Here is a 21,406-nt window from a genome sequence, read left to right as displayed (position 1 = left end):
CGTACCTGCCGACCAATCGGCGCGCCGCACGACCTGAACCGACACGCAATCCAGCGTGAGTGTCTGATCGACGTGCGCGCCTGTGAGCGCGCCGTGCGTGGGAGATTGAAAGATGTCCGCAGCTACTGCCACCCCAAGCGCCGCGACTGCCGCGCCGCAAACCTTTGAAATTCGTCCGTTCAGCGGTGCCGTCGGTGCCGAGATCATCGGCCTGGATCTGACCCGACCGGTGAACGACCAGGACTTCGCGCGCATTCATCGCGCGCATCTGGATCACCACGTGGTGGTGTTCCGCGACCAGCGCATCACCCCGCAACAGCAGATCGATTTCAGCCGCCGCTTTGGTGTGTTGCAGATTCACGTGCTCAAGCAGTTCCTGCTGGCCAATCACCCGGAAATCCTCATCGTTTCCAACATCGTCGAGAACGGCCAGAACATCGGCCTCGGCGATGCCGGCAAGTTCTGGCACTCCGATCTTTCCTATAAAGAGCTGCCGAGCCTCGGCTCGATGCTGCATGCCCAGGAGTTGCCGTCCGAGGGCGGCGACACGCTGTTCGCCGACATGCACAAAGCTTGGGACAACCTGCCCGAAGCGCTGCGTAAAGCCGTAGAAGGGCGCTCCGCCGCACACTCCTACACCGCGCGTTACAGCGAGACCAAATTCGAGGGCAACTGGCGCCCGACCCTGACCCCGGAACAACTGGCGCAGGTCGCCGAAGTGGTACACCCGATCGTTCGCACTCACCCGGAAAACGGCCGCAAGGCGTTGTTCGTCAGCGAGGGCTTCACCACCCGCATCGTCGGTCTGCCGGAGGACGAGAGCAAACAACTGCTCGCCGACCTCTACGCCCACAGCGTGTTGCCGCAGAACATCTACCGCCATCAGTGGCAGCCCCACGACATGGTGTTCTGGGACAACCGTTCGCTGATCCACCTCGCCGCCGGCTGCCCCGCACACCTGCGCCGCAAGCTGTATCGCACGACCATTCAGGGCGACGCGCCTTTCTGATTTGCCGGAGATTCGATCATGTCCAAACGTCTTCCATTTGCACCGCTGGCGGCGAGCATCGGCCTGGGTTTCAGCCTGATTGCCGGCAGCCTGGTGGCGCCGACCGTGGCCCACGCCGAAGGTGAAATCCGCATCGCCGAACAGTTCGGGATTGTCTATTTATTGCTCAACGTGGTGCGCGATCAGGGCCTGATCGAGAAGTACGGTAAGCAGCAAGGCCTCGACATCAAGGTCGACTGGACGCAGCTCTCGGGCGGCGCGGCGGTCAACGATGCGCTGTTGTCCGGCTCTATCGACATTGCCGGCGCCGGCGTCGGCCCGTTGCTGACCATCTGGGATCGCACCCACGGCAAGCAGAACGTCAAGGCAGTCGCCTCGCTCGGCAACTTCCCGTACTACCTGGTGAGCAACAATCCCAAGGTCAAAACCATTGCCGATTTCACCGAGAAGGACCGCATTGCGGTGCCGGCGGTGGGCGTGTCGGTGCAGTCGCGCTTCCTCCAATACGCCGCGGCCAAGCAATGGGGTGACAAGGAATTCAATCGCCTCGACAAATACACCATCGCCGTTCCGCACCCGGATGCGACCGCTGCGCTGATTGCCGGCGGCACCGAGCTGACCGGGCATTTCTCCAACCCGCCGTTCCAGGATCAGGCGCTGCAGAACCCGAACGTGCACGTGGTGCTCAACTCCTACGACATCCTCGGCCCGAACTCGCCAACCGTGCTGTTCGCCACCGAGAAATTCCGCAACGACAACCCGAAAACCTACAAGGCCTTCGTCGAAGCGCTGACCGAAGCCGCGCAATTTGCGCAGAACGATAAGGGCGCGGCGGCGGACACCTACATCCGCGTGACCAAGGCCAAGATCGACCGCGCCGAGCTGCTGAAAATCATCGACAACCCGCAATTCGAATTCAGCGTCACGCCGAAAAATACCTATCCGCTGGCCGAATTCCTCTACCGCGTCGGTGCGATCAAGAACAAACCGGAATCGTGGAAGGACTACTTCTTCCAGGATGCCAAACCGCTGCAGGGGAGCTGATCGAGATGAATGCCCCTTTGCAAGGCCACGCGGCCAGCAACCCGGTCGCCAGTAAACAAGCGCTGCTGGCGGTGGATAACGTCAGTCTCGAATACCGTACCCCGCAACGGGTGGTACGCGCCACTCATCAGGTCAGCTTCGAAATCGATCCGGCGGACCGCTTCGTCCTGCTCGGCCCGTCCGGCTGCGGCAAGTCGACTTTGCTCAAGGCGGCCGCCGGTTTCATTGCGCCGAGCGAAGGCGAGATTCGCCTGCAAGGTCAGCGGGTCGATGGACCCGGTCCGGACCGGATCGTGGTGTTCCAGGAGTTCGATCAACTGCCGCCGTGGAAAACCGTGAAACAGAACGTGATGTTTCCGCTGCTGGCCTCGCGAACCTTGAACAAAAAAGACGCCGAAGAACGTGCACTGCACTACCTGGAAAAAGTCGGACTGGCGGCATTCGCCGACGCCTATCCCCACACTTTGTCCGGCGGCATGAAGGCACGGGTGGCGATTGCCCGCGCGCTGGCGATGCAGCCGAAAATCCTCTTGATGGACGAGCCGTTCGCCGCACTGGACGCACTGACCCGGCGCAAGATGCAGGAAGAATTGCTGCTGCTCTGGGAAGAGGTGCGCTTCACCTTGCTGTTCGTCACCCACTCGATCGAAGAGGCGCTGGTGGTCGGCAATCGCATCCTGCTGCTGTCGCCACATCCGGGGCGGGTACGCGCCGAAGTGCACAGCCATCAATACGATCTGCAAAGCCTCGGCGGCGTGGCGTTTCAGGAATCGGCGCGGCGCATTCACCGTTTGCTGTTCGATGAAGGCCAGTCGCCGGAAACCGAGCGTGATCATGACTTCAACGACATTCGCATCGCTTATTGAGCGTTCTGGAGGATTGCCCGATGAGCCAACCATCGTCTGTACGACAAGAGTTTGAAACCGTCCTTGAACCACTGACCAGCGTGCCGCTCGAGCGCGAATTGCCTCTAGGCCAACGCCTGTGGCAACAAGGCTGGTTGCGTAAGAGTGTGATCCTGATTCTGCTGGCGATTCTCTGGGAAGTGATCGCTCGGGTGCAGGACAACGACCTGCTGCTGCCAGGTTTTCTGCAGACCAGTCATGCGCTGTACGACGGCCTGCTCAGTGGTGAGTTGCTGGGCAAGGTGTGGATATCGCTGGTGGTGCTGATCAAGGGTTACCTGATCGGCATCGTGCTGGCATTCGCCCTGACCACGCTGGCGGTGTCGACCCAATTTGGTCGCGATCTGCTGAGTACCCTGACCTCGATGTTCAACCCGCTGCCGGCGATTGCCTTGCTGCCACTGGCGTTGCTCTGGTTCGGGCTGGGGCAGAACAGCCTGATCTTCGTGCTGGTGCATTCGGTGCTGTGGGCGCTGGCGTTGAACACCTACGCCGGTTTTCTCGGTGTCTCGGAAACCCTGCGCATGGCTGGGCGTAATTACGGGCTGAAGGGCATGCGTTTTGTGCTGTTCATCCTGATCCCGGCAGCGCTGCCGTCGATCCTCGCCGGGCTGAAAATCGGCTGGGCGTTTGCCTGGCGCACGCTGATCGCCGCCGAACTGGTGTTTGGCGCTACCAGTGGCAAGGGCGGGTTGGGTTGGTACATCTTCCAGAACCGCAATGAGCTGTACACCGACAAGGTATTTGCCGGGTTGGCGGTGGTGATCCTGATCGGGTTGCTGGTGGAGAATCTGGTGTTCGATACGCTGGAGCGGGTCACCGTAAAACGCTGGGGTATGCAGCGCTGATGTGTATTGCCTGAGCTGGCCCCATCGCTGGCAAGCCAGCTCCCACAGGGATTGTGGCGTTCACTGATTCTGTGACCGCCGAAAATCCTGTGGGAGCGGGCTTGCCAGCGATGGCGTCCCTACAGCAGCCGCCAAACTTGAGACATGTTTGCTAGCATTGCGCCTGAATCAATCCAGATCAGCCAAGAGTGCTCAGCATGCAACTCCCGGACATGAACCTTCTGGTCGCCCTCGACGCTCTGCTCGACGAGGGCAGTGTGGTCGGCGCCGCACGGCGGATGAACCTCAGCCCCGCCGCCATGAGCCGCACTCTGACGCGGATCCGCGAGGCGATCGGCGATCCGATCCTGGTGCGCGCCGGTCGCGGTCTGGTACCGACCCCCAAAGCCCTCGAATTGCGCGAGCAGGTGCGCGATGTCGTCGAGCAGGCGGCGCTGTTGTTTCGCTCCGCCGACCATGTGGAACTTGGCACACTGCGCCGGCGTTTCAACATTCGCGCCAACGACTTTTTCGTCGGTGTGTACGGCGGCAAATTGTTCGATACCCTCGATCAGCAGGCGCCGCACTGCGAGTTGCGCTTCGTCCCCGAGGGCGATGGCGACGACGAAGCGCTGCGCGAAGGTCGGATTGATCTGAGTGTCAGCAATACCCGTCCGGTGTCCCCGGAAGTCAAAGTGCAGAACCTGTTTTCCACGCATTTCGTCGGTCTGGTGCGTGAGGATCATCCGTTGCTCGACGGCGAAATCACTGCCGAGCGCTATGCCGGTTACTCGCATATCAGCATGTCCCGTCGCGGCATTGCTCGCGGCCCTATTGATACCGCGTTGAATGCCTTGGGCCTGGAGCGGCGGGTGGCGGTGATTGCGCCAAGCTTTCACGCGGCGATGTTCGCCTTGCCCGATTCCGACCTGATCCTGCCGGTGCCCAAGGAAGCGCTGCTCAGTGTGCGCCGACTGGGCCTGAAACTGCGTTCGTTCAACCTGCCGATCCCGTTGCCGACGCTGATGCTGACCCAGGCTTGGCACCCGCGCTTCGACAAGGACCCCGCGCACCGCTGGCTGCGCGAAACGCTCAAGGCGTGTTGTGACGAGACGTGGCTGGCCGCGCAGCCCTGAAAGTCAAAAGATCGCAGCCTTCGACAGCTCCTGCAGGGCAACGTATTGCTCTGTAGGAGCTGCCGAAGGCTGCGATCTTTTGCTTTAAACAATTGTGTCTGACGCACTTATAACCTGCCAATAAGTCAATTTTCGTCAGCAGTAAGCCTTACTAAAATGCTCCGGTATTTTTTCTTCCGGAGTGTGTACCCATGACATCCCTGACGGTCCCGGCGCCCATCGCTGCGGCCAGTCCGGCGACGGCGGCCGCGCCACCGGTGTTCGGCGCGCGGATCATCACCGGCCTGGTTGGCGTGTTGCTGGCGGTGCTGGTCTCGGGCCTCAACGAGATGGTGACCAAAGTCGCACTGGCCGACATCCGTGGCGCGTTGAACATTGGTTACGACGAAGGCACCTGGCTGGTGTCCTGCTACGCCGCGACCTCGGTGGCGGCGATGGCGTTCGCGCCGTGGTGCTCGGTGACCTTTTCGCTGCGTCGTTTCATCCTCTGCGCGATAAGCCTGTTCACGCTGCTCGGCGTGCTGTGCCCGTTCGCCCCCAACTACGAAAGCCTGCTGCTGATGCGCACCCTGCAAGGGCTGGCCGGCGGCGCGTTGCCGCCGATGCTGATGACGGTCGCCCTGCGTTTTCTACCGGCCAACTTCAAACTCTATGGTTTGGCCGGTTATGCGTTGACGGCGACGTTCGGCCCCGGCCTCGGCACGCCGCTGGCCGGGTTGTGGAGCGAGTACGTCGGCTGGCAATGGACGTTCTGGCAAATCATCGTGCCGTGCCTGATTGCCATGGCCATGGTCGCTTGGGGGATTCCGCAGGATCCGCTGCGCCTGGAGCGCCTCAAGACCTTCAACTGGAAGGGCCTGCTGCTGGGCTTCCCGGCGATCTGCATGCTGGTGATCGGCTTGCTCCAGGGCAATCGGCTGGACTGGTTTGAGTCGAGCCTGATCTGCGGTTTGCTCGGCGCCGGTTCGCTGTTGCTGGTGGCGTTTCTGATCAATGAATGGTCGCAGCCGATTCCGTTTTTCAAGTTGCAGATGCTCGGCATCCGCAACCTGTCGTTTGCACTGATGACCCTGGCCGGGGTGCTGGTGGTGTTGCAGGCGGTGGTGCTGATTCCATCGAGCTATCTGGCGCAGGTCCAGGGTTATCGCCCGGTGCAGACCGCGCCGATCATGCTGATCGCCGCGTTGCCGCAGTTGATCGCGCTGCCGCTAGTGGCGGCGCTGTGCAACTTGCGTTGGGTCGATTGCCGCTGGGTGCTCGGCATCGGTTTGAGCATGTTGACCATGTCCTGCCTGGGCGGCTCGCTGCTGACTTCGGAGTGGATCCGCGACAATTTCTACGTCCTGCAATGGCTGCAGATTTTCGGTCAGCCGATGTCGGTGCTGCCGCTGTTGATGCTCTCGACCGGCAGCATCCAGCCGCAGGACGGGCCGTTCGCCTCCGCCTGGTTCAACACGGTGAAAGGCCTGGCGGCGGTGATCGCCACCGGAGTCATTGAGGCGCTGACCACCGCGCGCCTGCATTTCCACTCGACCATGTTGATCGACAACCTCGGCAATTCACCGTTGGCCGATCGCAGCGACCCGGGCCTTGCCCATCGTCTGCACGAACAGGCCGTGGTGCTGACTTCCTCTGATCTCTATGTGTGCATGGCTGGCGTCGCAGTGGCGCTGATCGTGCTGATTTTCTGGCTGCCGACGCGGATCTTTCCGCCCCGTGCGCCGACCTGATTGCTTCACTGATACCGAAGGTTTTTTATGACGACTCAAGCAAAGCAAAAACTCGCGGTGGCCGTGGCGGCCGCACTGGCGGTCGGCGTGTTGCTGTACCTGGCGGTGCCGGGACTGTTCGGCAAGCGTACCCAGGAAAATACCAACGACGCGTTTGTTTCCGCCGACTTCACCTTGGTGGTGCCGCGCGTGGCCGGGTTCATCAAGGAAGTGCTGGTGGAAGACAACCAGCAGGTCAAGGCCGGGCAGTTGCTGGCGCTGATCGATGATCGCGATTTGCGCGCCGCCGCTGAAGCGGCCGATGCGCAAACCCTGGTCGCCCGCGCTCAGTTGCAAAACGCCAAGGCCACGCTGGAGCGGCAGACCTCGGTGATTGCTCAGGCGCAGGCCTCGGTGGTCTCGGCCAAGGCAGAAATGGCCTTCGCCCAGCAGGAACTCAATCGCTACAACCACCTCGCCGGTGTAGGTGCCGGCACGGTGCAGAACGCGCAACAAGCCCGTACGCGCATCGATCAGGCGAGCGCTCGGCTCGACACTGCCAGCGCGAAACTGGCGGCTGAGCGCAAGCAGGTAGAGATTCTCACCGCGCAGCGCGATGCTGCCGAAGGCAATCTGAAGCATGCGCAAGCGGCGCTGGAAATCGCCAGTTTCGAGCTGTCCTATACGCGCATCACCGCGCCGCAGGACGGCATGATCGGCGAACGCGCGGTGCGCGTTGGCGCCTATGTCACGCCGGGCAGCAAGCTGCTGGCGGTGGTGCCGTTGCAGCAGGCGTATGTGGTCGCAAATTTTCAAGAAACCCAACTGACGGACGTGCAGCCGGGCCAGCACGTGCAGGTGCGCGTCGACAGCCTTGGTGGCGAGACCTTGAGCGGTCGCGTCGAAAGCATCGCCCCGGCGACTGGCGTGACATTCGCCGCGGTGAAACCGGACAACGCCACGGGTAACTTCACCAAGGTCGTGCAGCGGATTCCGGTGAAGATCGTGCTTGAACCGGGTCAGCCGTTGGCCGAGCGTTTGCGTGTAGGCATGTCGGTGGAGGCGAGTATCGATACTCGCCGTTCGGCGTCGGCGGAACGTGAGGTGACTCAGCGATGATTCGGGGTAAAAACCTGTGGCGAGGGAGCTTGCTCCCGCTGGGTTGCGAAGCGACCGCAAAAATCGCGAGTGCTGCGCACTCGAGCGGGAGCAAGCTCCCTCGCCACAAAAGTCTGTTTCAGTCACTTGTTGTGGTGAGCTTGTTTGGCCTCAGCGCCTGCACCGTCGGCCCGGACTTCCGCAAGCCCGAAGCCACACAGATCGCCGACTGGGCCAAACCCGCCAAATCAGCCCCCAGCCAAGCCGTCAGCGAACCGCTGAACGAACGCTGGTGGGAGGTTTTTCACGACTCGCAACTCTCAGCCCTGACCCAGCGGGCGATGAACAGCAACCTCGATCTGCAACTGGCCAGCAGCCGCTTGCAACAAAGCCGTGCCGCGCGCCAGGTGATCACCGCGGATCGCTACCCGAACACCGCCGCTACCGGCAGCTACGCGCGTAAACGCAACAGTGGCGAAGGCCTGAATGACCCGTCCGGGCACAACGGCGATTCCGCCTTCAACCTGTGGGACGCCGGTTTCTCCGCGTCCTGGGAACTGGATTTCTGGGGCCGCGTGCGACGTGAAACCGAAGCCGCCGATGCCAACCTCGAAGTCGCCGAAAACGACCGTCGCGGTGTGCTTCTGGCGGTGCTCGCCGACACCGCGCAGAACTACATCCAGCTGCGCGGCGTGCAAAACACCCGCGCGGTCACCGAGCAGAACCTCGACGTCGCCCGGCACAGCCTCAAGCTTTCGCAACTGCGTCTGAGCGATGGTGTGGCAACCGATCTGGACGTCGCCGAAGCCGCCGCGCAGGTTTCCGCCATCGAATCGCGCCTGCCGGCCCTCGAGCAGCGTCAGTCGCAATTGATCAACGCGATCAGCCTGCTGATGGGCGAACCGCCGCAGGCCCTGGCCAAGGAGTTATCCACAGACGGCGCGGTGCCGCAGTCACCGCTGCAAGTCGCCATCGGCCTGCCGTCGCAGCTGGCCGAACGCCGGCCGGACATCCGGCAGGCCGAGGCGCGCCTGCATGCCGCCACCGCCAACATCGGCGTGGCCAAGGGCGATTTTTATCCGCGCATCACCCTGTCCGGCAACCTCGGCTCGCAAGCGATGCAACTGAGCGACTTCGGCTCCTGGGGCTCGCGCGCTTTCGGTATCGGCCCGCAATTGAGCCTGCCGCTGTTCGACGGCGGACGCCTGCGCGGCATGTTGCAACTGCGCGAGGCCCAGCAACAGGAAGCGGCCATCGCCTACCAGCAGACCGTGCTGCGTGCCTGGCATGAAATCGACGACCAGTTGACGGCCTACAACGCCAGCCAACGCCGCCGCGACAGCCTCGCCGAAGCCGTACGCCAGAACCAGATCGCCCTGCGCACCGCGCAGCAGCAATACGTCGAAGGCGTGGTCGATTTCGTCAACGTCCTCACCGTTCAAGGCGCGTTGCTGGCGACTCAGGAGCAGTGGGTGGAAAGCTCGACCGGCGTTTCGCTGGCGATGGTCGGGTTGTACCGGGCGTTGGGCGGGGGCTGGGAGTCGGTGTATCCGGCGGGGGAGATGGCGCAACGCTGATGGCCTGAACTGAAAAAGCCGAGGACTGTTTGGGATTGGCCGGGGTGCCGGATGTCGTGAAAGCGCACACCGCCATCGACGGCCCTCCCGTGGCTGACCTAAAGTGACGGGCAGGTTCGGCTCCATCCGTTCGCGATATTCCGGCACAGCAAGAGGATGCAATGGCGGCACACAGAGAAACGCCGGTTGGCGACACGCAGGATCCGCGCGCGGTCCCGGGTGCATGGCTGGTGGCCTTGCGTCTGCTTCGCTGGGCCAGAGAGCACTGGCTGTTACCGATCATGCTGCTCGCGGCGGCGGTGCGTTTTTTCGACCTGACGGCGGCGGCGATCTGGTTCGACGAAGGCTCCAGCGTCCTGCTGAGCCAGTTTCCACTGGCCGAGATCTGGGGGCTAGCGGCCCACGACGTGCACCCACCGCTGTATTTCCTGCTGCTGCACGGCTGGATCGGGCTGTTCGGTGACGGCATCCTGTCCATTCGCTTGATGAGTGCGCTGCCGGGGATCATTACCGTCGGCCTCGGTGTGTGGCTGGTGGATCTGCTCGCCACCCGTCGCGCTGCGTTGCTGGCCGGGCTGTTGCTGGCGTTGTTACCCACGGCCGTGCGCTACAGCCAGGAAGTGCGCATGTATTCGCTGCTCGGCATGTGGCTGATCGGCGCGACGATCGCGCTGGTCTACTGGGTGCGCCAGCCGCGTCGGCATCGCTATCTGGTGGCCTATGCGCTGCTGATGACGGCAGCGTTCTACACCCACTACTTCACCGTTCTGTGCGTGATCAGCCACTGGCTGTATCTGACAGCGGTGCGCGTGCAGCCGGGGTATCGGCTGCGGCATATTCAGCGTCCGGCCTGGTGGCTGGCCAACTTGAGCATCGCGTTGCTGTACATGCCGTGGGTGCCCAACCTGCTTGATCTGCTGCAGCACATCCCGGAACTCAAGGCCAGCAATGACATAGGCTGGGAAGATCCGGTGACCCTCAGCTCATTGCCGTCGATGGTCTGGTCGTTGCTGATCCAGGACGACGGCATGACCTTGCCGGGGTGGCTGTTTTTGCTTTTGCCATTGGCGCTGGTAGCCGTGATTGCTGTTGCCCTGCATCGTGATCGCAGCGTATTTCGCGGCAGCTTGTTGTTGCTGTGCTACAGCGTGATGCCGATTCTGCTGGTGTTTGGCGTGTCGTTCATCTCGCCGGTGTTCATCGAGCGGTATTTGACGGCCTATGCGTTGGGGTTGCCGATGCTGGTGGCGCTGGCGGTCGATCGGCTGTACGCAGGCTCTCGCGTTCTGGCGCTGGCGATTCTGGTGCTGTTCGTCGGGGTCGAACTGGTGGGTGTGAAGAACAACGCCACGGTCGACAGCAACGATCAGTTCAGCGTTGTGGTTGACTACGTCAACCGGCACTTCGTTGAGGGTGACCGGATCGTTACCAGCGACATGATGTGGTACCTCAGTTACATCTACTACAACCGCACCGACGCGCAGGTTCGCCTGTACACGCCACCGGCGGCGGACGGGCGATCCACGCGTCCCAATGCCTACGGGTTCGGCACGCTGGTCAGCGAGGATGTTTATCTCGACCAACTCGGCGATTTGTCCAAGGTTGGCGCTCGGGTATGGTTGATCGGCACCCTGGACGAACCCACTGACTTTGCGGCGTTGCCCGAAGGCTGGCAGCGGCAAAGCGATGTGCATGCGGGCGGCGCTTTTGCGCGCTTGTACGTGATGGTGCCTAGCGCCGATAAACCGGGGGGATAATCGCTGGTGTGCGCATGCTCAGGACTTGCCTGACAGATCCGCCATCCCCTTGAGCAACTCGATCGGCAACGGAAAGACAATCGTCGAGCTCTTGTCACCGGCAATCGAACTCAGCGTCTGCATGTAACGCAATTGCATGGCACCGGGCTGGCGGCCGAGCATTTCGGCGGCTTGCATGAGTTTTTCCGAGGCCTGCAGTTCGCCTTCGGCGTGGATCACCTTGGCCCGGCGTTCGCGTTCGGCTTCGGCCTGTTTGGCAATCGCACGCACCATCGATTCGTTGAGGTCGACGTGCTTGATCTCGACATTGGCGACCTTGATGCCCCAGGCGTCGGTCTGGGCGTCGAGCACCTGCTGGATGTCGATGTTCAACTGCTCGCGTTCGGCCAGCAGTTCATCCAGCTCATGTTTGCCGAGCACCGCGCGCAGGGTGGTCTGCGCCAGTTGGCTGGTGGCCGAGAGAAAGTCTTCGACCTGAATGATTGCCTTCTGCGGGTCGAGCACGCGGAAGTACAGCACCGCGTTGACCTTCACCGAGACGTTGTCGCGGGTGATCACATCCTGCGGCGGTACGTCGAGGACCACGGTGCGCAGGTCGACCCGGACCATTTGCTGCACCACCGGAATCAGCAGGATCAGCCCCGGGCCCTTGACCTGCCAGAAGCGTCCGAGCTGGAACACCACGCCGCGCTCGTATTCACGCAGGATGCGGAAGGTCGACCCGGCGAGGGCGATCACCAACAGCAGCAGTGCAACGAAACCGATTTGCAGACCCATGATCACTCTCCGTGTCGCACCGCGTCAGTCGCGGCGACTTTCAGCAGTAAGCCCTTACGCCCGACCACGCGCACCGATTGCCCGGCGTGCAGCGGTGTCGTGCTGTGCACTTGCCAGTGTTCACCCTGTAATTGCACCCAGCCGTTACAGGTGTTTTCCGCTTGCACGGTGGTCACCGCCGTCACGCTGCCGACCAGCCCGGCATCGCCGCTGACGGCGTGGCGCGGGCGGGTTTTCAAGGCGCGGACGATCAATGCGATCAGCAGCAGGGCGCTGAGCAGGCCGAGGCCGATGATCATCGGCACTGGCAACTCGGCGTTGCCCAGAATCAGCGCGCCGATGACGAACATGATGATCCCGCCGAGGCCGATCACCCCGTAGTTGGGCAGCGCTGCTTCGGCGATCAGAAAGGCAATGCCGAGGGTGATCAGCCACAGGCCGAGCGGATTGACCGCCGTCAGCGGGATGTCAGCCGCGAGGGCCGAGCCGCTGGTCAGCAGTATCAGGAAAAACGTGCAACATCGGCTGTTCACGTGACCCTCCGGGAGAGTCATGGGGTGTTTCCTTAAGTCTAGTTGAGCTTGGCGCCGGCTGAATTTTGATCAATAAGCGGATGTGTCCAATGAGCGGATTTCCCTTCATCAGCAACCGGCCGAACTAGACTCAGCAGAACAGACACAACGTTCACCGGGACACCGAGGTGCAGCATGCGTATGGCAAAAAAAGTGCAGAGCAGCCTGAACCGGGCGCATTGCGAATATGACATCGTGGCCCACCGCCACTCGGCTAGCAGCCTGGAAACCGCGCGAGTTTCCGGGGTGCCCGCCGAACGCGTGGCCAAGTCGGTCATTCTCGACGACCATCACGGGCATTACCTGATGGCCGTGCTGCCGGCCAGTCGGCATCTGGACTTGAGTAAAGTGCGCATTCGCGGCGAATGGCAGATCACCCGGGAGAGCAACCTGGCGCATATCTTCGATGACTGCGAACGCGGTGCGGTGCCGCCGCTCGGTGATTCCTACGGCCTGGACATGGTCATCGACCCGCTGCTGACCCGACAGAAAGACATCTACCTGGAAGCCGGCAACCACAACTACCTGCTGCACATGAGCATGCCCGAGTTTCTGAAAATGGTGCCGCATGCGCAGGTGCAGGAGTTGAGTCATTAGGTTTTGTGGTGCGGCCACTGACGCCTTCGCGAGCAAGCCCGCTCCCACAGGTTGACCGCAATCCCCTGTGGGAGCGGGCTTGCTGGCGAATAGTCGCCCATCCACCGCATTCTTTAAGGAGTCCTCCATGGAGCAGCCCACCCACAGCCTCCCGTCCCTGTTCAAGCAACTGGGACTGGACAGCGACCCGACCGGCATCGACCAATTCATCGCCACCCATTCACCACTCAAACCCGAGTTGCACCTCGCAGACGCGTTTTTCTGGAGCAAGAGCCAGGCGGATTTTTTGCGGGATGAGATTCTTGATGATGCGGATTGGGCGGAGGTGGTGGATCAGTTGAATGTGTTGTTGCGCAAGGGGCGGGTTTTGTAGGACTGAAGTAAAACCTTATTACAGAATGTCCGCAGGATCCCTATCGATGTTGGAGTAGCTTGCCAATTCAACAATCCGGAGCCGTCGATGCAATCATTTTTGCCAGTCAGAACAATTGATGTTGACGCGCTTGGGGACTGTATTGAGGCAGTGATCGAAAGCATCTCCAACGGGCCTGTCGAGTTTCGGAAGCACGACACAACAGTGGCTGTGCTGATTTCGCCAGAAATTTATGAAGCGATCCTGAATAAGCTGGATGATTTCGATTTGGTGTCAATCACATATTCGCGCAGGAACGAAGTAGGGGTAGCCATCGAGCTGGATGAACTATAGAAATTCTCTGCCGAGAAGATTTGTTTCAAAACTTGACTGAAATTCCCCGCCAATGCGATATTGATAGTTAGCAAACTAACAGTGTGCATTTTCCCGTGGCGAATTCCCTCGACGCTCTCCAGATGAACATCAGCAGTGCCATGGTGGTGGCCGCCAGGCATTGGCGGAAGATCTGCCAGACCACGCTGGTCAACTATGGAATCTCCGAAGCCTGCGCCGTGCCGTTGTTGATGATCGGGCGGTTGGGCGAGGGTGTGCGTCAGGTGCAGGTGGCGCAGGCAGCCGGGATGGAGAGTCCGTCGCTGGTGCGCCTGCTCGATCAGTTGTGCCACGCCGGCTACGTCTGTCGCACCGAAGATGCGCAGGATCGCCGGGCCAAGTGCCTGAGCCTGACCGACACCGGCCGTGAACTGGTGCAAGCGGTGGAGATCGAACTGGTGCGTCTGCGTCATGAAGTGCTCGAAGGCATCGACCAGAGTGATCTGGAGGCTACGCTTCGGGTACTGCGAGCTTTTGAGGCGGCCAATCCGCCTGTGGTGATCAATTCTTGAACGGTTTTTTCTCTGGCATCCCGCCTGCCCGTGACTGGTTCTACGGGGTCCGTACCTTTGCAGCGTCGATGATTGCGCTGTACATCGCCTTGCTCATGCAAATGCCGCGTCCGTATTGGGCGATGGCCACGGTGTACATCGTCTCCAGCCCGTTTCTCGGGCCGACCAGTTCCAAGGCGCTGTACCGCGCCATCGGCACCTTTCTCGGGGCGGCGGCGGCGGTGCTGTTCGTGCCGATGTTCGTGCAGAGTCCGTACGTGTTGGTGGTGGTGATTGCCTTGTGGACGGGGATTTTGCTGTTCCTGTCGCTGCACCTGCGTACCGCCAATAACTACGCACTGATGCTGGCCGGTTATACCTTGCCGCTGATCGCCCTGCCGACCGTGGATAATCCGCTGGCGGTGTGGGACGTGGCGGAAGCGCGTACCGAAGAGATTTTTCTCGGTATCGCCGTGGCGGCAGTGGTCGGCGCGATGTTCTGGCCGCGTCGCTTGGCGCCGGTGTTCAACGACGCAGTGGGCAAGTGGTTCGCCGACGCCACCACCTACAGCCTGAAGTTTCTCAGCCGCGACGTGCAGCCTGAACAGATCGCCACGCTGCGCATGGCCATGGTCGCCAATTTCAACAGCCTCGAATTGATGATCGGCCAGTTGCCCCACGAAGGCGCCCGGCCGCAAACCGTGCGCAACACCAAGGAGTTGCGCGGGCGGATGATCCACCTGTTGCCGGTGATCGACGCTCTGGAAGACTCGCTTTACGCCCTTGAGCGACGCACACCGGAACTGGTGGAAAAGTTTGCACCGCTGTTGACCGCGACCCAGGAATGGCTCGGTCACAAAGACGCCGATCTGGATCGCTGGCAGGCGCTCAAGGATCAACTTCAGGCCTTGCAGCCAAGCTGCGAGGCGCTGGAAGATCGCAAGCAATTGCTGTTCTCCAACGCGATTTATCGCCTCGGCGAATTCATCGATTTGTGGCAGGACTGCCGCAGTTTGCAGGACGCGATTCTCTGCGAGCGCCAGGACAGCTGGCGCGCGGTTTACCGGCACTGGCGCCTCGGGCGGCTGACGCCATTTCTCGACCGCGGGATGATGCTGTATTCGGTGGCCTCGACCGTTCTGGCGATCATCGTCGCTTCGGTGCTGTGGATTCTGCTCGGCTGGCCGGACGGTGGCAGTGCGGTGATTCTGGCGGCGGTAGCGTGCAGTTTCTTCGCCTCGATGGACGACCCGGCGCCACAGATATATCGGTTCTTTTTCTGGACCGGGATGTCGGTGCTGTTCGCCAGCCTTTACCTGTTTCTGATTCTGCCGAACCTGCACGATTTTCCGATGCTGGTACTGGCGTTTGCGGTTCCGTTCATCTGTGTCGGCACCCTGACGGTGCAGCCACGCTTCTTCCTCGGCATGCTCCTGACGCTGGTCAACACCTCGTCGTTCATCAGCATTCAGGGCGCGTACGACGCGGACTTCTTCGCCTTTGTGAACTCCAACCTGGCCGGCCCTCTGGGCCTGCTGTTCGCGTTTATCTGGACCCTGATCGCCCGCCCGTTCGGCGTCGAGCTGGCCGCCAAACGTCTGACCCGCTTCAGCTGGAAAGACATCGTGCGCATGACCGAGCCGGCCAATCTGGCCGAACATCGGCATCTGGGCGTGCAGTTGCTCGATCGTCTGATGCAGCACTTGCCGCGTCTGGCCATGACCGGCCAGGACACCGGGATTGCCATGCGTGAAGTGCGCGTCGGCCTGAATCTGCTCGATCTGCTGGCTTACACGCCACGGGTCAGCGGCGCGCCGAAGGCCCTGCTGCAGCAATTGGTGGCTGAGGTCGGCGAGTATTTTCGCGCGTGTCTGAAGGCCGGCGAACGCTTGCCGGCACCGAGTCCTTTATTGATGACCATGGACCGTGCGCGCCGCGCGCTCAAAGGCCACGGCGACGAAGAAACCCGGCTAAACCTGTTGCATGCCTTGAGCGGTTTGCGCCTGGCGCTGCTGCCCGGCGTGGAATTCGTCAGCACCAGCGATGCCGAAGAACCGCTGCCCGATGGAGCGCCCCTATGATCGGTGATCTGGATATCAGCGGGATTTTCCTGCCGACCCTGCTGGTGCTGATGGGCATCACCTATGTGTTGTTTTTGCTGGTGCATGGCGTGCTCACGCGCGTGCACTTTTACCGTCTGGTCTGGCACCGGGCATTGTTCAACGTGGCCCTCTACGCCGTGATGCTGTACGGCGTGGACTCACTCAGTCGATACCTGATGACATGAAAAAACCGTTTCTGACCATCGGTCGCGTGGTCCTGACCCTGCTGATCGTGACTTTTGCCGTCGTCCTCGTCTGGCGCATGGTGATGTATTACATGTTTGCGCCGTGGACCCGCGACGGCCACATTCGTGCCGACATCATCCAGATCGCTCCGGACGTGTCCGGGCTGATCCAGCAGGTCGAGGTCAAGGACAACCAGTTGATCAAACGCGGCCAGGTGCTGTTCAGCATCGACCAGGACCGTTTCAAACTGGCTCTGCGTCAGGCTAAAGCCGCTGTCGCCGATCGGGAAGAAACCCTGGCCCAGGCGCAGCGCGAAGCCAAGCGTAACCGTGGCTTGGGCAACCTGGTGCCGGCCGAACAGCTGGAAGAAAGCCAGTCGAAAGTCGCCCGGGCGCAATCGGCGCTGGCCGAAGCGCTGGTGACGGTGGACAGCGCCCAGCTCAACCTCGACCGTTCGGTGATCCGCAGCCCGGTGGATGGCTACGTCAACGACCGCGCGCCGCGTGTGCAGGAATTCGTCACCGCCGGGCGGCCGGTGTTGTCGGTGGTCGACAGCAACTCGTTCCACATCGACGGCTATTTCGAAGAAACCAAACTCGACGGCATTCATGTCGGTCAGTCGGTGGATATCCGCGTGATCGGCGACAAAGCCAAGCTGCGCGGGCATGTTGAAAGCATCGTCGCCGGTATCGAAGACCGCGACCGCACCAGCGGCAATAACCTGCTGCCCAACGTCAACCCGGCGTTCAGCTGGGTGCGCCTGGCGCAGCGGATTCCGGTGCGCATCGCCTTTGACGAAGTGCCGGAAGATTTCCGCATGATCGCCGGACGTACCGCCACCGTGTCGATCATCGACGATAAAACGCAGGAGCCCGCGCAATGAACAGGGCCCTGATGATCGCCGGGTTGGGCCTGATGCTCTCGGCCTGTCAGATGGTCGGGCCGGACTATCACCTGCCCGCTGACGCGGCGGTACAGCGCAAGGACTTTCAGGGCGAACTGGCGGTGGAAGGCAAACCGGTGGTGTCAGCGCCGGTACCTGCTGACTGGTGGCGGCTGTATAAGGATCCGCGACTGGATCAACTGGTGCAGCAAGCCATGGCGTCCAACACTGATTTGCGCGTGGCGGCGGCGAACCTTCAACGGGCTCGCGCGCAAGTCGATGAGGCTGAAGCGGCGGGTGGCTGGAGCGCAGGCGTGAAGATGGGCGCGCAGCGTTTGCAGGAATCCGGGCAGGCGTTCTTGCTGCCGGAAAAAGTCCCGGTCGACAACGTCGGCGATATTGGCATCAGTGCGTCTTATCAGTTCGATCTGTGGGGCACCCTGCAACGTGGTATCGAAGGCGCGAAGGCTAACGCCGATGCGACTCAAGCAGCGGCTGACACCGCACGCATCACTTTGGTGGCCGACGTGGTTCGCGCCTACACCCAGGTCTGCGCGGCAAACGAAGAGCGGGAAATTGCCCAGCACTCCCTCGACCTGCAATCGCAGAGCACCACGCTGATCCAGCGCCTGCGCGATGCCGGGCGTGGTGATGAAACCCAGGTCACCCGTTCGCAAACCCAATTCAAGTCGTTGCGCGCCGACCTGCCGCGCTATGAGGCAGCGCGTCAGGCCGGGTTGTTCCGCCTGTCGATGCTGCTGGCCAAGCCGGTCGAGCAATTGCCGGCCGGCACCGCAACCTGTGCCGAGTTGCCGAAAATCGCCCAATTGGTGCCGGTGGGTGATGGCGCTGCGCTGCTCAAGCGTCGTCCCGATATCCGTCAGGCGGAACGTCGCTTGGCGGCCTCGACAGCGGGCATCGGCGTCGCTACGGGCGAGCTGTACCCGGACATCAGCATCGGCGCGACCATCGGCACCGTCGGTCTTATTGACGACTTGGGTGATCCATCGACCAACCGCTGGGGTTTCGGCCCGTCGCTGAGCTGGAAGGTGCCGACCAACGGCGCCCGTGCGCGGATCCGTGAAGCCGAGGCCAACACCCAGGCCGCACTGGCGCATTTCGACGGCGTGGTGCTCAACGCCATCCGCGAAACCCAGACCGGCCTGGCCCAGTACAGCGCGCTGCTGCAACGCCGCGACGCCCTGGCCGATGCCGAGCAGTCGGCGAAACTGGCGGCGGACCAGACCCACCGCTTCTTCCAGGCCGGGCGCGAGTCGTTCCTCGCCGACCTGCAGGCGACCCGCACCTACACCGACGTCACCGCGCAACTGGCCGCCGCCAACACCCAGGTCGCCATGAGCCAGATCGATTTGTTCCTCGCCCTTGGTGGCGGTTGGGAAAGCGGACGAACGCAAGCCTCAAGCGCCAGCAAACCCTGAACCCGTTGCTATGCTTTGAAGTGTTGAAATGGTGCCACGTGCAACGCACCCTTTCAGCGCACATTGCTAGCGCTGGTCTAGGGGAAACCAATAATGAAAAACCCTTACGCTCTCGGCTTCTGGTGCGCCCTGGTAGCGCTGGTGCTGCTGTCGGCCACCTATTTCTACGGCATCATGCTGGCCCATCAGATCGACAAGGCCATGGTCTTCCTCGACAGCGCCACGGCGTTGATCGCGGTGATGGCAATTGTCGTCGTGGCCTGGGCGTCGATCCAGGTGCAGCGAGTCAAGAAAAGACAACTTGAACAAGGCAAGACCCTAGTGCTGATCTGGGACACCAAAGTCGCCCTGCGCCGGGTCGAAACCGTATTCGACCGCTACTTCTGGGGCAGTTACTGGCAACCGGGACGTACCTTCGCCGAAGTCATGGGCGAACTCACCGGCACGCCGCTGGAAAAAAGCCTCGAAGCCCTGAAAAAACAGTGCCTGGCACTCGACAAGCAGATTGCCGATGAAGGCTGGCACTGGCTCAACAATGCCCGCGAACTGTCGGATGTCGCCACGGCCATGGCGCGTGAGCGCTATCAGCTGGATTTCTGCGACCCGCGCGCTGACGGGCCGGGCGGGGCGGTGATCGATCGGGATTTTGAAGTGCTGGTGTATACCTGGACGGCGCGGTTGAAGAGCTTTGATCATCAGCTGGATGAGATCGAGGTTCAGTATTCCTGAAAAGCAAAAGATCGCAGCCTTCGGCAGCTCCTACAGGAAACGCATTCCTGTGTAGGAGCTGCCGAAGGCTGCGATCTTTTTGCTTTTGCGCGTGTCCATAGACACTCTTTAACCTTTAAACATTGGGCCGCCTCGCGCTGCCAGTGCTAATCTCCACCGCTAATTTCAGCGGAGTCGAGCCGCGACCCGGTCACGGGTTCAGGGAAGACGACCACACTTACAGCCACGGACATTGATCAGGTCATTCATGAATAAATCAGCAGGCGTGCTTCTCGGGATTGTTGTTGCCATCGGTGCGATCAGCGCCGGCGGGGCCTGGTACACCGGGACCAAGATTGAAGGCGTACTGAACAACGCCGTCAGCAACGCCAACAAAGAGCTGCAGACCGCGATGGCCGGCTCCAATGGCACCGCGTCGCTGGAGCTGGTGTCGCTGGAGCGTCACACTTTCACCAGCACCGCGCACTACCGCCTCAAGGGCGAGGGCGAGATGTTCGGCGACCAGCCGGTCGAGTTGCTGTTCGTCGACCACATCGAGCACGGCCCACTGCCGTTCTCGCGCCTGGTATCGCTGAAGTGGCTGCCGGTCATGGCCACCAGCAATTACGAGCTGGAAAAGAGCCCGGCCACCGAAAAATGGTTTGCCGCCACCAAGGGCGCCGCGCCGCTCAAGGGCGTGACCAACATCGGCTACGACGAATCCACCACCAGCAGCCTCGAGTTGCTGCCGCTGGAAACCGCGCTGGACGAGCAGTCGAGCCTGAAATTCTCCGGCCTGACCATGAACATCTCCGCCAGTGCCCAGGCGCAGAAGGTCAAGGCTGACGGCTACATGGACAACCTGAAACTGGTCACCGTGTCGCAGGATCAGGCGCCGGTGCAGGTCGAACTCAACGGTCTGACCCTGGCCAGCAACCTCACCAAGAGCAGCTACGGCTACTACACCGGGGAAAACACCCTGGAGCTGACCAACAGCAAAACCACCTTCGGTGCCAAGCAGTCGGTACTCGGCGTGAAGAACTTCGAAATGAAGAACCTCACCGAAGAGAGCGGCAGCAATGCTTCGGGCCGCGCTGATTACAAGGTGGGTGAAGTCACCCTCAACGACAAGAAAATCGGTTCGGCCAACATGGCCATGAGTCTGAAGAACCTCGACATCCCGTCGACGATGTCGCTGATGCAGATCTACCAGACCAAATTGCAGCCGTACGAGAAGGAAGCGGCGGCCGCTGCCGAAGCCGGCCTGCCGGCACCGGAACTGAACCTGACCGAAGCCGAGTCGGCACAGGTCAAGGCTGACCTGCAGAAACTGCTGGCCGCCAGTCCACAGATCGCGCTGGAAAACCTGTCGCTGAAAACCGCCAACGGTGAAAGCCGCGCCAGCCTGGTGATTGATCTGACCAAGCCACAGTCGATGGATCTGCCGCCGGATCAACTGGGTAAACAGTTGGTCGCGCTGCTGGACCTGAACATTCAGGTGTCCAAGCCGATGCTGATCGATCTGCTTAGCGTGCAGGCGCAGCTTGACGGCCAGACCGACGCCAAAGCCATCGTCGACCAGGCCAGCGCCGGTGCCGACATGTTCTCCGGCATGGCCGTCGGTTCGCAGTTGGCGACCGTCGATGGCACCAACGTCGTGACCAAGCTGCATTACGCCGCCAATCAGGTGGAGTTCAACGGCCAGAAGATGACCGTCGAGCAGTTCGTCGGCTTCTTGATGAGCAAGTTCGCTGGCGTCACGCAAGTGCAGTAATCCTGCGCTCTAAATAACAACGCCCGGCCTCTGGATTCGCGGACGCCGGGCGTTTTGCTGTCTGGCGTTC

The 21,406-nt window shown here is 61.5% G+C and carries 21 protein-coding genes; 19 read left to right on the top strand and 2 right to left on the bottom strand.

Annotated features, from left to right (window positions below; translation table 11 throughout):
* Nucleotides 1–112: 112 nt before the first annotated feature.
* The 9 genes from JN524_RS23815 to JN524_RS23775 all read left to right on the top strand — a co-directional run bounded on the left by JN524_RS23815 (nucleotide 113) and on the right by JN524_RS23775 (nucleotide 11,062).
* Complete coding sequence (locus JN524_RS23815) at nucleotides 113–1,009, top strand: TauD/TfdA dioxygenase family protein (protein ID WP_202370924.1); 897 nt, start codon at nucleotides 113–115, stop codon at nucleotides 1,007–1,009.
* An 18-nt stretch (nucleotides 1,010–1,027) separates the two neighbouring features.
* Entirely contained in the window at nucleotides 1,028–2,053 is a 1,026-nt protein-coding gene (locus JN524_RS23810) for an ABC transporter substrate-binding protein (protein ID WP_202370923.1), read from the top strand.
* A gap of 5 nt (nucleotides 2,054–2,058) precedes the next feature.
* Nucleotides 2,059–2,919: an ABC transporter ATP-binding protein gene (locus tag JN524_RS23805; protein ID WP_202370922.1), complete on the top strand. Its 861-nt coding sequence runs from the start codon at nucleotides 2,059–2,061 to the stop codon at nucleotides 2,917–2,919.
* A 20-nt stretch (nucleotides 2,920–2,939) separates the two neighbouring features.
* Nucleotides 2,940–3,806: an ABC transporter permease gene (locus JN524_RS23800; RefSeq protein ID WP_202370921.1), complete on the top strand. Its 867-nt coding sequence runs from the start codon at nucleotides 2,940–2,942 to the stop codon at nucleotides 3,804–3,806.
* Nucleotides 3,807–4,003: 197 nt separating this feature from the next.
* Nucleotides 4,004–4,921 carry a LysR family transcriptional regulator gene (locus tag JN524_RS23795; protein ID WP_202370920.1) on the top strand — a complete coding sequence of 306 codons (918 nt, stop codon included), beginning with the start codon at nucleotides 4,004–4,006 and terminating at the stop codon, nucleotides 4,919–4,921.
* A 191-nt stretch (nucleotides 4,922–5,112) separates the two neighbouring features.
* Nucleotides 5,113–6,651 (top strand): MFS transporter, encoded by a 1,539-nt coding sequence (locus tag JN524_RS23790; protein ID WP_202370919.1) that lies wholly within the window; start codon nucleotides 5,113–5,115, stop codon nucleotides 6,649–6,651.
* Between the two features lie 27 nt (nucleotides 6,652–6,678).
* Nucleotides 6,679–7,749 carry an HlyD family secretion protein gene (locus tag JN524_RS23785; protein WP_202370918.1) on the top strand — a complete coding sequence of 357 codons (1,071 nt, stop codon included), beginning with the start codon at nucleotides 6,679–6,681 and terminating at the stop codon, nucleotides 7,747–7,749.
* Nucleotides 7,746–9,305, top strand: a complete 1,560-nt coding sequence (locus tag JN524_RS23780; RefSeq protein WP_202370917.1) for an efflux transporter outer membrane subunit — start codon at nucleotides 7,746–7,748, stop codon at nucleotides 9,303–9,305. Before JN524_RS23785 ends, JN524_RS23780 begins: the two co-directional genes overlap by 4 nt.
* A gap of 161 nt (nucleotides 9,306–9,466) precedes the next feature.
* Complete coding sequence (locus tag JN524_RS23775; protein ID WP_202370916.1) at nucleotides 9,467–11,062, top strand: glycosyltransferase family 39 protein; 1,596 nt, start codon at nucleotides 9,467–9,469, stop codon at nucleotides 11,060–11,062.
* Nucleotides 11,063–11,080: 18 nt separating this feature from the next.
* Here JN524_RS23775 and JN524_RS23770 read toward each other — a convergent pair whose 3' ends face one another.
* Entirely contained in the window at nucleotides 11,081–11,839 is a 759-nt protein-coding gene (locus JN524_RS23770; protein WP_003220464.1) for a slipin family protein, read from the bottom strand.
* A 2-nt stretch (nucleotides 11,840–11,841) separates the two neighbouring features.
* On the bottom strand, nucleotides 11,842–12,393 hold the full coding sequence (locus tag JN524_RS23765) for an NfeD family protein (protein ID WP_202370915.1): 552 nt from the start codon (nucleotides 12,391–12,393) through the stop codon (nucleotides 11,842–11,844).
* A 153-nt stretch (nucleotides 12,394–12,546) separates the two neighbouring features.
* Between JN524_RS23765 and JN524_RS23760 the strand changes: the two genes are divergently transcribed.
* From JN524_RS23760 to JN524_RS23715, 10 genes are all read left to right on the top strand, one after another.
* Complete coding sequence (locus JN524_RS23760; RefSeq protein WP_202370914.1) at nucleotides 12,547–13,008, top strand: aminoacyl-tRNA deacylase; 462 nt, start codon at nucleotides 12,547–12,549, stop codon at nucleotides 13,006–13,008.
* A gap of 127 nt (nucleotides 13,009–13,135) precedes the next feature.
* Nucleotides 13,136–13,381, top strand: coding sequence for a DUF2789 domain-containing protein (locus tag JN524_RS23755; protein WP_041070980.1), 246 nt, complete (start codon nucleotides 13,136–13,138; stop codon nucleotides 13,379–13,381).
* 87 nt (nucleotides 13,382–13,468) lie between these two features.
* Nucleotides 13,469–13,714 carry a hypothetical protein gene (locus JN524_RS23750; protein ID WP_041070983.1) on the top strand — a complete coding sequence of 82 codons (246 nt, stop codon included), beginning with the start codon at nucleotides 13,469–13,471 and terminating at the stop codon, nucleotides 13,712–13,714.
* Nucleotides 13,715–13,836: 122 nt separating this feature from the next.
* Nucleotides 13,837–14,265 carry a MarR family winged helix-turn-helix transcriptional regulator gene (locus tag JN524_RS23745; RefSeq protein WP_007961473.1) on the top strand — a complete coding sequence of 143 codons (429 nt, stop codon included), beginning with the start codon at nucleotides 13,837–13,839 and terminating at the stop codon, nucleotides 14,263–14,265.
* On the top strand, nucleotides 14,262–16,325 hold the full coding sequence (locus JN524_RS23740) for an FUSC family protein (RefSeq protein WP_202370913.1): 2,064 nt from the start codon (nucleotides 14,262–14,264) through the stop codon (nucleotides 16,323–16,325). The genes JN524_RS23745 and JN524_RS23740 overlap by 4 nt, the downstream gene beginning before the upstream one ends.
* A complete protein-coding gene (locus JN524_RS23735; RefSeq protein WP_139053649.1) occupies nucleotides 16,322–16,531 on the top strand; it encodes a DUF1656 domain-containing protein in 210 nt (69 codons plus the stop codon). Before JN524_RS23740 ends, JN524_RS23735 begins: the two co-directional genes overlap by 4 nt.
* On the top strand, nucleotides 16,528–17,415 hold the full coding sequence (locus JN524_RS23730; RefSeq protein WP_097086795.1) for an efflux RND transporter periplasmic adaptor subunit: 888 nt from the start codon (nucleotides 16,528–16,530) through the stop codon (nucleotides 17,413–17,415). Before JN524_RS23735 ends, JN524_RS23730 begins: the two co-directional genes overlap by 4 nt.
* Nucleotides 17,412–18,854, top strand: coding sequence for an efflux transporter outer membrane subunit (locus tag JN524_RS23725; RefSeq protein ID WP_202370912.1), 1,443 nt, complete (start codon nucleotides 17,412–17,414; stop codon nucleotides 18,852–18,854). The genes JN524_RS23730 and JN524_RS23725 overlap by 4 nt, the downstream gene beginning before the upstream one ends.
* Nucleotides 18,855–18,947: 93 nt before the next feature.
* On the top strand, nucleotides 18,948–19,583 hold the full coding sequence (locus JN524_RS23720) for an NADH:ubiquinone oxidoreductase subunit N (RefSeq protein WP_202370911.1): 636 nt from the start codon (nucleotides 18,948–18,950) through the stop codon (nucleotides 19,581–19,583).
* Between the two features lie 247 nt (nucleotides 19,584–19,830).
* On the top strand, nucleotides 19,831–21,336 hold the full coding sequence (locus tag JN524_RS23715; RefSeq protein ID WP_202370910.1) for a YdgA family protein: 1,506 nt from the start codon (nucleotides 19,831–19,833) through the stop codon (nucleotides 21,334–21,336).
* The last annotated feature ends 70 nt before the right edge of the window (nucleotides 21,337–21,406 follow it).

Origin of the sequence: Pseudomonas sp. MWU318 (assembly GCF_016756945.1) — a bacterium.
In the GTDB taxonomy this organism is placed as follows: domain Bacteria; phylum Pseudomonadota; class Gammaproteobacteria; order Pseudomonadales; family Pseudomonadaceae; genus Aquipseudomonas; species Aquipseudomonas putida_A.
Note: the sequence above shows the minus strand (reverse complement) of the source record. Positions and strands in the feature narration are given on the sequence as shown.